The following is a 13,968-nucleotide window of genomic DNA, read 5'->3' as shown; positions in this document are numbered from 1 at the left end:
GGCGAACGGCGCGAGCACGGCGGTCAGGGCCGCGGGAAACGGTGATCGGGAGTAGGGGGTCGGGCAGGATAGGGGTGGCTACCGCGGACGCGGGCAGGTGGCTGCGAAGCGTCAACCCGGCACCGCAACCGCGGGCAGGACCGGGACCGTCCCGCCGCAAGGCGGGACCACCAACCGTGTGCTTGCTCAAGCGCACTGAGAGGTACCGGATGGGTGAGGAGCGGGACGGGGTTGGGCTGACGAACCTGGAGCAGGAGCTGTTTCCCGGGGCCGGGGTCACCAAGCGGGATCTCGTCGACTATCTCGATGTGATGAGCGGGCGACTGGTCGGGGTGTTACGGGACCGGCCGCTCACCGTGACGCGGGTGCTGCGGGGGCAGGAGCAGTTCGTGCAGAAGAACCTGCCGAAGTACACGCCGGAATGGGTGCCGCGTGTCGAGGTGTGGGCGGAGGCGTCGCGGCGGAAGGTGGTCTACGCGCTCGGGAACGATCGGCGGACGCTGCTCTGGTTCGGGAACCAGCGAGCGGTGGAGTTGCACCCGGCGCTGTTCGTGAAGGATCGGCCGTACCGGCAGACGCACTTGATCCTGGATCTTGATCCGCCGGAAGGGGGCGAGTTCCGGACGGTGGTGGACGCGGCGCGGCTGGTGCGGCGGGCACTCGATGACGCGGGGATGTCAGGAACGGTCAAGACCAGTGGCTCTAAAGGGGTGCACATCTATGTGCCGTTGGGTGGGGACCCGGAGCCTGAGGATGTGGCGGCGGCACAGCGAGCCGTGGCGGCGCGGGCCGAGCGGATCGATCCGTCGTTCGTGACCACGGCGTTCATCAAGGAGGACCGGCACGGGAAGGTGTTCCTGGACGCGACCCGGGCCGGCGGGGCGACCGTGGCAGCGGCCTACAGCCCGCGGATCCGGCCCGGTGTACCAGTGTCGTTTCCGGTCGCCTGGGAAGAGCTGGATGACGTGACGCCGGGGGACTTCACCCTTCGCAACGTCGCCGGGCTGCTCGGGGACCGGGATCCGTGGGCCGAGGGCATGCCGGGGCCGCAGGTGCTGGATCCGGGGCTGGTCGCGGAGGGGCACACCATTCCGGTGGCCCGGGTACAGGCCATGCACGAGGGGAAGCGCCGGAAGGCCGCGGCCGCCTCGGGTGAAGTGGCCGCGGAGGCCTCAGACCAGGGCGCTCCAGAACGGGACGCTGGGGCGGACCCGGCGGGGTGACGGCGAGCCGAGGCCGAACTCGCGGTACAGCCAGTCGCTGAGGTCGGCGCCGTAGACGATCACGTCGGTCTGGTGGATCGAGAGCACCGGATGGGCCTCGACCTTGGCCGGGAGGTAGCGGTGCCCGTACACCGGGATCATCCGGGGCGCGATCATCAGGCCCGCCCGCGCGGTCGCCAGACGATCGCCGAAGGGAGCGCCCCACCCCTCGTACCAGAAATCGTTTTCGGACACGTCGAAGAGGACGCCCTCGACCGGAGCGGTCAACGACGCCCGCAGCGCGGTACGGTCGGGACCGCGCCAATCCGGCCAGCCGGGGCCGGTGGGCAGGCCCGCGGCGAGGAAGGCCCGGTGATCGGGGGCGAACGTGAAGGCGAACTCGGCCTCGATCTCGGAGATCTCGGCATCGGACAGGCCGGGCGCGATGGTGAAGCGGCCGGAGGCGGCGAGCAGTTCCGCGGCGGTCACTCCGCTACCTTAGCGAGCGAATACATCGAATGGTGTAGCTCGTACGCGGGAGGCGTCCATGAGAGGGACAGCTCCGGGACGACGCGCCGGGCCGTACGCCGCGCCTAGCGTCGCCGACATGAGAATCGTCTATCTCCTCGTCGCCGCGACCCTCGTCGGCGTACCCGCCGGGCTCGCCATGACCGGCGGGAACACGCGCGCCGAGATGACCGTCTCGCTGGCGGCCAGCCTCGTGCTCCTGGTACTCGCCGCCCGCCGGTGGCCGCGGACCGCACTGATCCTCTCGGTGCTGCTGATCGCCGCGTGGCGGTCGGCCCGGCTGATCGACACCGGCTGGGTCTGGCCGGCCACCGCGATCTTCGTGATGACGGTGCTGGCCGGCCGGATCCGCACCGCCGCCGGTACCGCGGCGATCGCGCTGGCCTACGGGCTGACCTGGGACTGGGTGGTCTCCCGGCACTCCTCGGACTGGGCGTTCGCGCACGTCGGCGGGGAGGCGCTCTGGCTCGCGGCGGTGCTGGCCGGGGTCGTCGCGTACGTGAGCAATCGCCGGGAGCGGGAGGTGAACGCCCGGCGGAGGCGCGCCGAGGAGCGGGTGGAGATCGCTCGCGATCTGCACGACGTCGTCTCGCACACCCTCGCCGTGGTCGGTGTGCACCTGAACGTGGCCCTGGACGCCTTCGACGACGACCCGGAGGAGGCTCGCGAGGCACTCAAGCTGGCCCAGGAGGTCCGCGGCGGGGCGATGACCGACCTGAAGACGCTGATCGGGGTGCTGCGGGCGGACCGGCCCCCGGCTCTGGAGCAGCTGGTCGACCGGACCCGGGACGCCGGGCTCGCCGTGTCGATGGAGGAGTTCGGCACCCCGGTCGAGCTACCCGAACCGGTCACCACCACGATCTACCGGGTGGTCCAGGAGGCGCTCACCAACACCGTCCGGCACGCCGGGGCGAGCCGGACCTGGATCACCCTCCGGTACGCGCCGCACAGCGTCCTGGTCGACGTACGCGACGACGGCCGAGGATCCCCCGGCCACCAGGACGGGAACGGCATCACCGGCATGCGGGAGCGGGTGGCGGCGCTCGGTGGGGCGCTCACCGCCGGGCCGGGCGACTCCGGGTTCACCGTCCGCGCCACCCTGCCCCTCGGGAAGTGACCGATGCCGATCACCCTGCTTCCGGCCCGGCTCCGAGCCCCGCTCCCCAGGAGGTGACCGATGCCGATCACCGTGCTCCTCGCCGACGACCAGCATCTGGTGCGGGCCGGGTTCCGCAGCCTGCTCCGGCGCGGGCGGGACATCGAGGTGGTCGGCGAGGCGTCCACCGGCGACGAGGCGGTCCGTACCGCCCGGGCGCTGAACCCCGACGTGATCCTGATGGACATCCGGATGCCCGGCCTGGACGGCATCGAGGCCACCCGCCGGATCCTCCGGGCGGACGCCCGGCCGCGGATCATCATGCTGACCACGTTCGAGACCGACGAGTATGTCTTCGCCGCGCTCGCCGCCGGCGCCAGCGGCTTCCTGACCAAGGAGATCGATCCGGAGGGGCTGCGGTCCGCGGTCCGGGTGGTGGCCGGCGGCGACGCGCTGCTCTCCCCCAGCGTCACCCGCCGGGTGGTCGGGCGGTTCGCGCACCGGCCGGTGGTCGCGGCCGAGCCCGGTGGCGACCGGCTGGCCGTGCTCACCGAGCGGGAGCGCGAGGTGGTCACGCTGGTCGCGACCGGCCTGTCCAACGAGGAGATCGCGGTGCGACTGGTGATCAGCCCGCTCACCGCGAAGACCCACATCACCCGGGCGATCAGCAAGCTCGGCGTCCGGGACCGAGTCCAGCTGGTGATCGTGGCGTACGAGGACGGCCTGATGAACCGGTAACACAACCGCATTGCACCCGGGCTGCCCTCAACCCGGCCCGGTACGGCCCGATACCCCGTTTGATCACCCAACCGGGGTGGTGGACGGAGGCTCGTCGGTATGGCAGTCAACGTTGCGGGCCACTGGGCGCGCCTCTGCTCGGCGGTCGCCGCGGTCGTCGCCGTGCTCGCGGTGCTGATCGACACCGGGGTGGGTGGGCCGGCGGTGGTCGGCTGGGCGATGGCGGTCACCGGCGCGGGCGCGACCGGCGCGTGCCTGTGGCGGGCCCGCGGCTACACCGGGCGGGCCCGGTGGGGCTGGGCCACGCTCGCCGCGGGTGTCGCGGCCTGGTGCACCGGGCAGCTCCTCTGGATCGTCCCGGAGTGGGCGTCGGACGGTCCCGCGCTGTCGCCGTCGTACCTGGGCATGGCGGTCCTGGTGCCGGCCGGGCTGCTGATCCTGCCGAGCGCGGCCCAGCCGCTGCTCAACCGGGTGCGCAGCGTCCTCGACGGCATGCTCGTCGCGGCCTCGGTGGTACTGGTCAGCTGGGTGTTCGTGATCGACCCGCGGACCGGGACCGAGTCCAACGACCCGGCGTTCTACCTGAACCTGCTCTACCCGCTCGGCGACATCGTGATCGCCACGATGATCGCCTACATGTGGCCGCGGCAGCGCCGCTTCCACCGGTGCGCGGCCGACCTGGCCTTCTTCGGCGCCGGGATCGCCGCGTTCGCCGCGGCCGACATCTCCTGGGTCTACCAGCGCCTGATCCACGACGCGGACAACTCGCCGCTGCTCGCCCTCGGCTGGATCGGCGGGTACGCCCTGATCATGCTGGGCGCCGCGCGTCCCCGGAACGACGCCGAGCCGCTGCTCGGCGAGATCCGCCCGAGCGTCCGGCTGACCGGCACCATGGCGCCGTACCTGGCCGTCTTCGCGGCACTCTGCGCCACCGTGTTCTTCCACGTCACCACCGGGCACAGCAGCCAGTTCGTGGCGTACACGAGGTCGGTCCTGATCCTGCTCCTGATCGGGCGGCAGGTGCTCACGCTGCTGGAGAACCGGGAGCTGACCCGGACGCTGGAGGACCGGGTCGCCGAGCGGACCGCCGAGCTGCGGGACCGGGAGCAGCACTTCCACGCGCTGATCCAGCACAGCTCGGACGTGATCACGGTGATCGACGCCGAGGGCGTGGTGCGCTATCAGAGCGACTCCATGGAGCGGGTCTTCGGGTACGCCCCGGAGGTCTTCCTCGGGCACCGCTTCACCGATCTGCTCCACCCCGAGACCGCGATCCGGCTGGCCGGTGCGATGCAGCAGGTCGAGGCCCGCCCGTACGCCACGGTCACCATGGAGATCATCCACATCCACCAGGACGGCCGGCTCCGCCCGTCCGAGATGATCCTGACGAACCTCCTCGACGACCCGCACGTGGCCGGCTTCGTGCTGAACACCCGGGACATCAGCGACCGGAAGGAGCTGCAGGACCAGCTGGTGCACGAGGCGTACCACGACTCGCTGACCCAGCTCGCCAACCGCGCGCTCTTCCGGGAGAAGACCGTCACCGCGCTGCAGAAGGACCCGGCCGACGTCACCGTGCTCTACCTCGACCTGGACGGCTTCAAGCGGGTCAACGACAGCCTCGGCCACCTCGCCGGTGACCAGCTGCTGGTGCAGGTCGCCGAGCGGATCCAGTCCTGCGTCCGCGGCGAGGACGTGGTCGCCCGGTTCGGCGCGGACGAGTTCGCCGTGCTGATCCAGGGCTCGGAGGGGATCGAGGAGGCCGAGGGCGTCGCCCGCCGGATCCTGGAGGACCTGGAGGCGCCGGTCGAGGTGGGTGCCAGGCTCATTCACGTACGGGCGAGCATCGGCCTCGCCGCCGCGTCCGACGCCGCCGTCGAGGCGGACGAGGAGCACGCCGACCGGGCCGAGCAGATGATCCGCGACGCCGACCTGGCCATGCACCACGCCAAGGCGGCCGGCGGCGGGGTCTTCGCGAGCTACCACCCGCGGATGCGCGAGGGCCTGCTGGAGCGCCTGGAGCTGGAGAACGACCTGCGGATCGCGCTGGAGAACGGCGACCTGCGGCTGCACTACCAGCCCACGATCGACCTGGACACCAACGCGGTGGTCGGCTTCGAGGCGCTGGTCCGCTGGCCGCACCCGACCCGCGGCATGATCAACCCGCTGGACTTCATCCCGATCGCCGAGGCCACCGGGCTGATCGTCCCGCTCGGCCGCTGGGTGCTGCACGAGGCCTGCCGCCAGGCCGTGGAGTGGAGCGCCGCCTCCGGGGGCCGCCCGCTCAAGATGGCGGTCAACGTCTCGGTACGCCAGTTCGACCAGCAGGACTTCGCCGAGACGGTCGCCGCGGTCCTCGCCGAGACCGGCATGTCCGCCGACCGCCTCTGCCTGGAGATGACCGAGTCGGTGCTGATGACCGACACCGAGGCGAACCTGGAGCAGCTGGTCCGGCTGAAGGCCCTCGGGCTGACCCTGGCCATCGACGACTTCGGCACCGGGTACTCCTCGCTCGCGTACCTGCGCCGCTTCCCGGTCGACACCCTGAAGATCGACCGCTCGTTCGTCGAGCGGCTCGGCGTGCTGGCCGGGGACACCGCGCTGACCGACACCATCGTCCGGCTCGGCAAGAGCCTGGGCATGGCCACGGTCGCCGAGGGCATCGAGGAGTTCGGGCAGCTGGCGGCGCTGCGGGAGATGGGCTGCGGCTTCGCCCAGGGTTACTACTTCTCCCGCCCGGTGCCCGCCGCGGAGGCCGGACGGCTCTTCCTGGAGGGTGCCGAGGTCCCCGCGGGTCAGACCTGGTAGATCCGGGTGGGGGTGATCGTCGGGCGCACGACGGGCGTCGTCGGTGGAGCGAGAGCGGGGACTCCGCGCGTACGGATGAAAAAGAAGGGCCAAGGTTTGCCTGTGACCGGGGTTGTCGCACCGCGAGTCCTCAACCCGGTGCGGGTGGGAGGTGAGCATCGGGCCGAAAGGGATCACCGACGGTGAAGAGGAGCCGACATGACTCATCCGGCAGGGGAGCACGGGGTCGAGCGGGCGGTGATACCGCACGATCCGGGGCCCGAGGAGCGATGGGCCGGGGAGCCGGTGCCCGATCCGTGGGAGGAGGAGTCCGATGGCGTCCTGGGTTCTGGTGCCCTGCCTGATCACTCTCCGGAATGAGTTCAACCAGCTGGCGCCGGGCCGGGACCGGGCCAGCGACGGCTCGGTCGGCGACTCGGCACACGCGCGGGAGAAGTCAGACCACAACCCGGACGAGACCGGGGCGACGCCGTACGAGGACGCGGACCGCCGCAACGAGGTCCACGCCATCGACGTCGACGACGACCTGCGCAAGGCCGGCTGGACCATGCGGAAGGCCGTGGAGGTCATCGTGATCCGGCACCGCGAGGGCCGGGACGACCGGCTGCAGAACGTGATCTACGACCGCACCATCTGGTCCCGGTCGTGGGGCTGGACGGCGCGACGGTACACCGGGAGCAGCCCGCACACCGAGCACGCGCACTTCTCCGCGCGATACACGACCGGCCAGGAGAGCGACACCCGCCCGTGGGGGCTGTTGGAGGAAGACGTGACGAAGAGCGAGTTCACCGCCTGGATGACCGAGTGGGCGAAGAGCAGGGCCGGCCGGGACGCGCTGGCCCAGGCGCTGCTCACCTACGACCCGGGCAAGGACGCCGCCGGCAAGGTGATCGCCGGTGGGGTCACCAACCCGGGCACCGACGCGCCGGCCAACCCGACGGTGACGCCGTCCTGGGCGCTGAACCGGGCGGTGGTCGGCACCCAGCTCGGCTACGACATCCGCGCCAAGGTGGACAAGTTGCTGGCCGAGGTGGAGCAGTTGCTGGCTCGCGGACCGGGGAAATCGGTCTAGTTTGATCGCATGCTGATCAGTTTCGGCCTGCCGGTCTCCGGCGCGTGGGCCCAGCCGGACACCGTGACCGCGATCGCCCGGCAGGCCGAGGAGCTCGGCTACCACGGGCTCTGGACGTTCCAGCGGCTGATGGTCGGCGCCGGGCAGGACCTGGCGCCGATCTATCAGAGCGTGCTCGACCCGATCGTCGCGCTGACCTGGGCGGGCGCGGCGACGAGCCGGATCCGGCTGGGCGTCTCGGTGATCAACCTGCCGTACGTCTCACCGGCCGTGCTGGCGAAGCAGGCGAGCACCCTGGACCTGCTCACCGGCGGCCGGTTCGACCTGGGACTGGGCACCGGCTGGTCGGCACCGGAGTTCCGGGCGACCGGCTCGGATCCGAAGCCGCGCGGCCGCCGGGTCGAGGAGTACCTCGCCGCGCTGCGCACCTACTTCACCGACGAGGTGTCGGCGTTCGACGGCGAGTTCTACCCGGTGCCGCCGGGACGGATGCTGCCCAAGCCGGTCCAGCCCGGCGGTCCGCCGATCCTGCTGGGTGGCACCGCCGAGGTCGCGCTGCGCCGGGCGGGCCGCCTCGCCGCGGGCTGGGTGAGCAGCAGCCGGACCGGTCTCGCCGAGTTCACCCAGGCCGTTCGGGTGGTTCGTGATGCCGCCGCCGCGGCGGGCAAGGACCCTTCCACGGTACGGGTGATCGTACGAGCCCCCGTTCAGGCCGGCCGCCGTGACGAGGACGTACCGCTCTCCGGCTCCTGGGCGCAGATCCGGGACGGCGTCCAGCGATACGCCGAGGCCGGTGCCACCGAGCTCTTCTACGAGCCGAACTGGGACCCGCGGATCGGCGGCCCGGACGCGGACCCGCGGGCGGCCGCCGAGCTCGGCGCCGAGATCCTGACCCGTCTCGCCCCCGTCCCCTGACGGCTCGCATCAACGCCTGTTTACCCTTGGCGGGTGGACCAGAGCACCCCGAGCGTCTACCGGACACGTTCCTGGCGGACCCGCAACCGCGCCCTCTTCGGCCTCGTGGGTCTCGGCCTCCTCGCCGTCGGCTACCTGATCGGCCGCTGGCAGGACACCCCGGCCGAGACCCCCGCCGCGGCGGCCGTCCTCTCCGCCGTGCCCTCCCCCAGCGCGTCCGCGGCCCCGTCGCCGTCGGCCACCACCAAGGCACCGGTGGCGACCAGATACGCCGTACTCCAGGCCGAGTCGGCGAACGAGCTCTCCGGCATCGAGGCCCAGGACACCGAGGACGAGGGCGGCGGCCAGAACGTCGGCTGGATCAAGCGCGGCGACTACCTGCGCTTCGACAATTTCGCGTTCGGCGAGGTCCCCGCGACGAAGGCCCAGGTCCGTCTCGCCTCGGGCGCCGGCGTCACGGGGCGGCTCGAGATCCGTCTGGACAGCCTGACCGCCGACCCGGTCGGCGAGCTGTCGGTCAGCAACACCGGCGACTGGCAGGTTTTCCGTACGGACACCGCGGCGCTCTCCCCGGTGACCGGCACACACACCGTCTACGTGACGTTCACTGCCCCCGACGACAGCGAGTTCCTCAACGTCAACTGGCTCCGGTTCCAGCACTGACCCCGCCGCCGCCCAGAGCGACGTCCCCTGGGCGACGGAGAGACGGAACTCCAGGCCTGTGGCCACACTGAGCTTGGCCAGGTCTTGAGCTCCGGCACGACCTCGCCCAGTTCCAGCCGGGCGATGGCAGGGCTGGGTGATGCCCGTCAGCGTGGCCAACTGCCGCTATCGGCACAAGAATCACCCTTCAGGCTGTGCGGAACCAGGTGGAACCGCTAACCCGCCGCGTGGGAACGGATGCGGCGGGTGTGGTCGCGGATGCCGGCGATCAGGTCGATCTTGCCGTCGGAGAGGACCCACTGCAGCTGCAGGCCGTCACTCACCGCTATCGACTGGCGGGCCAGCGCCACGCAGTCCGTGTCCGCCGGCAGGTCACCCCGGGTGACGCAGCGGCGGAACATGCCGGCGAGTTCGTCGACCGCGCGCTCGTAGCGGGCCGCGAACGTGGCGTGGGCCGGGCTGGACGGGTCGGCCGCCTCCGCCGACGCCAGCACGGAGAGCTCGATCAGGCCCGGCTGGCGCAGGAAGCGCTCGGCCGAGAGGACCATCTGGTCCAGCACGCCGGCGAGCCCGGCCTCCTCGGGGATCTGCGCCCACCAGTCGGCCTCGGAGGCGATCCGGTGCTCGGCGACCGCGAGGAGCAGGTGCTTCTTCGACGGGAAGTGATACAGCAGGCCACCCTCCGTGACACCGACGGACTCGGCGATCTCAGCGAGTGACGTTCGGTGATACCCAGCGTCGGCGAATCGGGCGGCGGCCGCCTCGATGATCCGCTCGCGGCGTTTGCGGCCCACCGCATAGGTCCCCGTCTTGGTTCGTGGCACTCGTTCACTTTATCGACCCCGTACGAAAACCTTGTGTCTCAGTTTTTAACACGTATGGTCGCCGTCACACCTCGCGGACCTCTCCCAGGAGCACTCCATGGCAGCCAATAACCCCTGGAAAACGGCCATATTGGCCGGCATGGCGTCATACCTCGACGCGGGCGCGCTTGTTTCGGCGGGAGTCGCGGTGGGCGCTCTCTACGCGCCGGCCCTCCACCTCAGTTCCGGCGCGATCGGTGCGATCATCGGGCTCCAGACCTTCATGTTCGCGATCGGTGCGCTCTTCGGCGGGCGACTGGGCGACAGGTACGGCCGCCGCAAGGTCTTCACCCTCTCGATGGTCGGGTTCGCGATCGGCGCGCTGCTGCTCACCATCGCCTCGTCGGCCGCGATGCTCTACGCCGGCGCGATCGTCATCGGCCTCGCCATCGGCGCCGACCTGCCGGTCTCGCTCGCCATGGTCAACGAGGACGCGCCGGAGGGGAAGAAGGGCAAGATGGTGGCCTTCTCCCAGATCCTCTGGCTGGCCGGCATCCTGGTCACGGTGATCCTGACCGCGGGCACCGCCGCGCTCGGCGCCACCGGCGGGCGGATCCTCTTCGGTCACCTGCTGGTCGTCTCGCTGCTGGTCCTGGCGCTGCGCCTGACCATGAAGGAGTCGGCCGAGTGGACCGCCGCCCGGTCCCGCGCGGCCAGTGCCGACAGCGTCCAGTTCAAGCAGCTCGGCCAGCTGTTCCGCGGCCCGGTCGCCGCGACGGTGCTGGCCATGGCGCTCTACTACACGACGTTCAACCTGGGCGCGAACACGATCGGCCAGTACGGCTCGTACCTCTGGATCAACCTGACCGGCGGCACCGCCGAGGGCTTCTCGATCTACAACCTGGCCAGCCTGCCGGTCGGCCTGATCGCCGGTGCGGTCTTCCTGCGGATCGTCGACACCGAGTCCCGGCGGGTCTGGTTCGCCGTCGCGGCCGTCCTCAACGTGGTCGTCTGGGCGCTTCCGATCGCTCTGGGCGTCACCCAGACCACGCTTCTCGTGGCCGTTTTCATGCTCGGCGTGAACGGCGCCTTCTGCGGCGAGACGATCTACAAGGTGTGGTCCCAGGAGCTGGTCCCGACCCTGTTGCGCAGCACCGGCCAGGGCGTGACGATCGCGGTCGCCCGCGTGGTCGCCGCCGCCTTCGCCGTGGTCACCCCGGGGATGGCGCTCTCCTCCCCGAACGCGCTCTTCGGCATCATCACGGCCGCCGCCCTGGTCGCCGCGGTGGTCGGCATCTACTGGATCCCGCGCCTGCCGCGCGCCACCGATCTGGAAACCATCCCGACGATCCTGGAGAAAGTCCCCGTATGAACCCCCGCGTCGAGCATCTGGACCACGCCTTCGGCATCGGTGAGCGGACCCCGCGCCTCTCCTGGCGGCTCCCTCCGGGCGCCGGCGGACAGAGCGCCTACCGGATCCGTTCCGCCGAGGGCGCCGACACCGGCTGGATCTCCGGTACGGGCCACGTCCTGGTCCCGTGGCCGTTCCCGCCGCTCGGCTCCGCGGAGCGCGTCACCTGGCAGGTCCGGGTCCGCACCGAGCGGGGCGAGAGCGACTGGTCGGCGCCGTGTGCCGTGGAGACCGGACTGCTCGACGCGCAGGACTGGACCGCCACATGGATCCGGCCGGCCGAGGGCGCCCTCGCGCCGGCCGGCCGCCGGCCCGCTCACGAACTGCGTGGCGGCTTCACGGTGACGGCCCCGGGCACCGCCCGCCTCTACGCCACGGCGCACGGCCTCTACGAGGTCTTCCTCAACGGCGTCCGGGTCGGCGATCAGGAGCTGACCCCGGGCTTCACACAGTACGTGTCCCGGCTCCAGGTGCAGGCGTACGACGTCACGGACCTGCTCCGCCCCGGCCACAACGAGATCACCGTGCAGCTCTCCGACGGCTGGTTCCGCGGCCAGGTCGGCCTGCTGCGGGCCGCCGAGCAGTGGGGTTCCCGGACGGCCTTCCTGGCCCAGCTGCACGTGGACGGCGCCGTGGTCGCCACCACCGGCCCGGACTGGACCAGCCACCGCTCATCGATCGTCGCCGCCGACCTGATCGAGGGCCAGACCACGGACTTCACGGCCACCCCCGGCGCAGCCGGAACGGCAGGCACAGCCGGAACGGCAGGCACAGTCAGCGCAGCCGGAACGGCAGGCACAGCCGGAACGGCAGGCACAGTCAGCGCAGCCGGGGCGGCGGGCGCAGTCGGAACGGCAGGCGCAGTCAGCGCGATCGGAACAGCAGGCGCGGCACAGACCGGAGCCCACCACGACAACGCGGACAGGAACGGTGCGGAACGGACCGGCGTGCGGGAGGCCGGTGGGGGAACGCCGGTCGAGACGGCGCCGGAGATCGGGTTTGACGGGTTCGTCTGGCAGGTCGCGCCGCCGGTACGCCGGATCGAGGAGTTGCGGCCGGTCTCGGTGACCGAGCCGGTGCCCGGACGGCAGGTCGTCGACCTGGGCCAGAACATCAACGGCTGGGTGCGCCTGAACAACCCCGGTCCGGCAGGCACCACGGTGACGTTGACGCACGGCGAGACCACCGGCGCCGACGGGGACGTCGACATGCGCCACCTGCAGCCGGACATGCCGTTCCTGCCGCATCCGCTCTCGGCCGGCCAGGTCGACCGGGTGATCTCGGACGGCGGGAGCGTCTTCGAACCCCGGCACACCACGCACGGCTTCCAGTTCGTACGCGTGGAAGGTATTGATCATGACGTTGATCTGACCGGTGTCGTGGTGCACACCGACATGACCCGGACCGGCTGGTTCGCCTGCGACGACGAGCGGATCGAGCGGCTGCACGAGGCCGTGGTCTGGAGTTTCCGCGACAACGCGTGCGACATACCGACCGACTGCCCGACCAGGGAGCGCGCCGGCTGGACCGGTGACTGGCAGCTCTTCATTCCGGCCGCCACCTTCGTCTACGACGTCGCGGGGTTCAGCACGAAGTGGCTGCGCGACCTGATCGCCGACCAGTGGGACACCGGTGTGGTCGCCAACATCTCACCCACGCCGCCCTCCGAGGGACGGCACGGTCCGCTCGGCGGCTGGAACGGCTCGGCCGGGTGGGGCGACGCCGCGGTGATCGTGCCGTGGGAGGTGTATCGGGCGTACGGCGACGAACGTCTGCTGGCCGAGCAGTGGGAGTCGATGGAGGCGTGGCTCGGGTTCGTCCGGCGGAGCGCGGCCGAGGGTCACCACCCGGAGCGGGAGCCGAACCCCTACCTCTGGGACACCGGCTTCCACTGGGGTGAGTGGCTGGTGCCCGGCGAGGTGATCGGCGAGATGTCGGCATACCAGGCCAGGGACAAGGCGGACGTGGCCACGGCGTACTTCTACCGCTCCGCCTCGCTGATGGCCCGGATCGCGACCGTGCTCGGGCGGACGGAGAAGGCCGCGTCCTACGCCGGACTCGCCGCGAACGTCCGGGCGGCGTGGCAGGCCGAGTTCATCGCCGACGGCGCCGTCCGGCCGGACACGCAGGCCAATCTCGTCCGGGCGCTGACGTTCGGCCTGGTGCCGGACGAACTGCGGCAGCGGACCGCGGACCGGCTCGCCGCGCTGGTCCGGGAGGCGGGCACGCACCTGGCCACCGGGTTCCTCGCGACGCCGGACCTGCTGCCGGCGCTCGCCGACCACGGGCACGTCGATCTCGCCTATGAGCTGCTGCTCCGGGACAGCGAGCCGAGCTGGATGACCATGCTGGACCGCGGGGCGACCACGGTCTGGGAGTGGTGGGACGGGATCGACGCGGCGGGCACCGCGAAGAACTCGCTCAACCATTACTCGAAGGGCGCGGTGATCGGCTTCCTGCACCGGTATGTCGCCGGGCTGCGGCCGGGCGACGGCGCGGGCTATCGGCGCTTCCGGGTCCAGCCGGTGCCGGGTGCGGGGCTCAGCCGCGCCGCGGCGGAGCACGACAGCCCCTACGGGCGGATCCGCGTGGCGTGGCAGCGGACCGGCGACACCCTGACGCTCGACGTCGACGTGCCGCCGGGCAGCTCGGCCGAGGTGATCCTGCCAGGGGTTTCGCCCAAGGAGATCGGCCCGGGATCGCATTCGTTCGAACATGTGTTCTAGAGTAGC

The 13,968-nt window shown here is 71.3% G+C and carries 11 protein-coding genes; 9 read left to right on the top strand and 2 right to left on the bottom strand.

The window, feature by feature from the left end:
* Nucleotides 1–209: 209 nt before the first annotated feature.
* Nucleotides 210–1,223: an ATP-dependent DNA ligase gene (locus tag AB0M08_RS03685; protein ID WP_364488034.1), complete on the top strand. Its 1,014-nt coding sequence runs from the start codon at nucleotides 210–212 to the stop codon at nucleotides 1,221–1,223.
* Here AB0M08_RS03685 and AB0M08_RS03680 read toward each other — a convergent pair.
* Nucleotides 1,173–1,691, bottom strand: a complete 519-nt coding sequence (locus tag AB0M08_RS03680) for a hypothetical protein (protein ID WP_364487794.1) — start codon at nucleotides 1,689–1,691, stop codon at nucleotides 1,173–1,175. The two genes, AB0M08_RS03685 and AB0M08_RS03680, sit on opposite strands and share 51 nt — an antisense overlap.
* A gap of 118 nt (nucleotides 1,692–1,809) precedes the next feature.
* Between AB0M08_RS03680 and AB0M08_RS03675 the strand changes: the two genes are divergently transcribed.
* The 6 genes from AB0M08_RS03675 to AB0M08_RS03650 all read left to right on the top strand — a co-directional run bounded on the left by AB0M08_RS03675 (nucleotide 1,810) and on the right by AB0M08_RS03650 (nucleotide 9,022).
* Nucleotides 1,810–2,847: a histidine kinase gene (locus AB0M08_RS03675; protein ID WP_364487791.1), complete on the top strand. Its 1,038-nt coding sequence runs from the start codon at nucleotides 1,810–1,812 to the stop codon at nucleotides 2,845–2,847.
* A gap of 60 nt (nucleotides 2,848–2,907) precedes the next feature.
* A complete protein-coding gene (locus tag AB0M08_RS03670) occupies nucleotides 2,908–3,564 on the top strand; it encodes a response regulator transcription factor (protein ID WP_364487789.1) in 657 nt (218 codons plus the stop codon).
* A gap of 99 nt (nucleotides 3,565–3,663) precedes the next feature.
* Nucleotides 3,664–6,372, top strand: a complete 2,709-nt coding sequence (locus AB0M08_RS03665; RefSeq protein WP_364487787.1) for a bifunctional diguanylate cyclase/phosphodiesterase — start codon at nucleotides 3,664–3,666, stop codon at nucleotides 6,370–6,372.
* A gap of 313 nt (nucleotides 6,373–6,685) precedes the next feature.
* Entirely contained in the window at nucleotides 6,686–7,444 is a 759-nt protein-coding gene (locus tag AB0M08_RS03660; protein ID WP_364487784.1) for a hypothetical protein, read from the top strand.
* A 9-nt stretch (nucleotides 7,445–7,453) separates the two neighbouring features.
* Nucleotides 7,454–8,359, top strand: a complete 906-nt coding sequence (locus AB0M08_RS03655; RefSeq protein ID WP_364487781.1) for a TIGR03619 family F420-dependent LLM class oxidoreductase — start codon at nucleotides 7,454–7,456, stop codon at nucleotides 8,357–8,359.
* A 33-nt stretch (nucleotides 8,360–8,392) separates the two neighbouring features.
* Nucleotides 8,393–9,022 carry a carbohydrate-binding protein gene (locus tag AB0M08_RS03650; RefSeq protein WP_364487778.1) on the top strand — a complete coding sequence of 210 codons (630 nt, stop codon included), beginning with the start codon at nucleotides 8,393–8,395 and terminating at the stop codon, nucleotides 9,020–9,022.
* A gap of 215 nt (nucleotides 9,023–9,237) precedes the next feature.
* On the opposite strand, the gene AB0M08_RS03645 is transcribed toward AB0M08_RS03650, so the two are convergent.
* On the bottom strand, nucleotides 9,238–9,846 hold the full coding sequence (locus AB0M08_RS03645; protein WP_364487775.1) for a TetR/AcrR family transcriptional regulator: 609 nt from the start codon (nucleotides 9,844–9,846) through the stop codon (nucleotides 9,238–9,240).
* Nucleotides 9,847–9,943: 97 nt separating this feature from the next.
* On the opposite strand from AB0M08_RS03645, the gene AB0M08_RS03640 reads away from it, so the two are divergent.
* On the top strand, nucleotides 9,944–11,197 hold the full coding sequence (locus AB0M08_RS03640) for an MFS transporter (RefSeq protein WP_364487773.1): 1,254 nt from the start codon (nucleotides 9,944–9,946) through the stop codon (nucleotides 11,195–11,197).
* Nucleotides 11,194–13,962 carry a family 78 glycoside hydrolase catalytic domain gene (locus tag AB0M08_RS03635; RefSeq protein ID WP_364487770.1) on the top strand — a complete coding sequence of 923 codons (2,769 nt, stop codon included), beginning with the start codon at nucleotides 11,194–11,196 and terminating at the stop codon, nucleotides 13,960–13,962. Before AB0M08_RS03640 ends, AB0M08_RS03635 begins: the two co-directional genes overlap by 4 nt.
* Nucleotides 13,963–13,968 lie beyond the last annotated feature (6 nt).

It is taken from the genome of Actinoplanes sp. NPDC051851 (genome assembly GCF_040681165.1).
Taxonomy (GTDB): Bacteria; Actinomycetota; Actinomycetes; order Mycobacteriales; family Micromonosporaceae; genus Actinoplanes.
Note: the sequence above shows the minus strand (reverse complement) of the source record. Positions and strands in the feature narration are given on the sequence as shown.

Excerpts from the sequence above, each read along its gene's own strand:
- AB0M08_RS03670 (WP_364487789.1), top strand. The coding sequence starts at position 2,908 with ATGCCGATCACCGTGCTCCTCGCCGACGACCAGCATCTGGTGCGGGCC.
- AB0M08_RS03635 (WP_364487770.1), top strand. The coding sequence starts at position 11,194 with ATGAACCCCCGCGTCGAGCATCTGGACCACGCCTTCGGCATCGGTGAG.
- AB0M08_RS03665 (WP_364487787.1), top strand. The coding sequence starts at position 3,664 with ATGGCAGTCAACGTTGCGGGCCACTGGGCGCGCCTCTGCTCGGCGGTC.
- AB0M08_RS03640 (WP_364487773.1), top strand. The coding sequence starts at position 9,944 with ATGGCAGCCAATAACCCCTGGAAAACGGCCATATTGGCCGGCATGGCG.
- AB0M08_RS03685 (WP_364488034.1), top strand. The coding sequence starts at position 210 with ATGGGTGAGGAGCGGGACGGGGTTGGGCTGACGAACCTGGAGCAGGAG.
- AB0M08_RS03660 (WP_364487784.1), top strand. The coding sequence starts at position 6,686 with ATGGCGTCCTGGGTTCTGGTGCCCTGCCTGATCACTCTCCGGAATGAG.
- AB0M08_RS03655 (WP_364487781.1), top strand. The coding sequence starts at position 7,454 with ATGCTGATCAGTTTCGGCCTGCCGGTCTCCGGCGCGTGGGCCCAGCCG.
- AB0M08_RS03675 (WP_364487791.1), top strand. The coding sequence starts at position 1,810 with ATGAGAATCGTCTATCTCCTCGTCGCCGCGACCCTCGTCGGCGTACCC.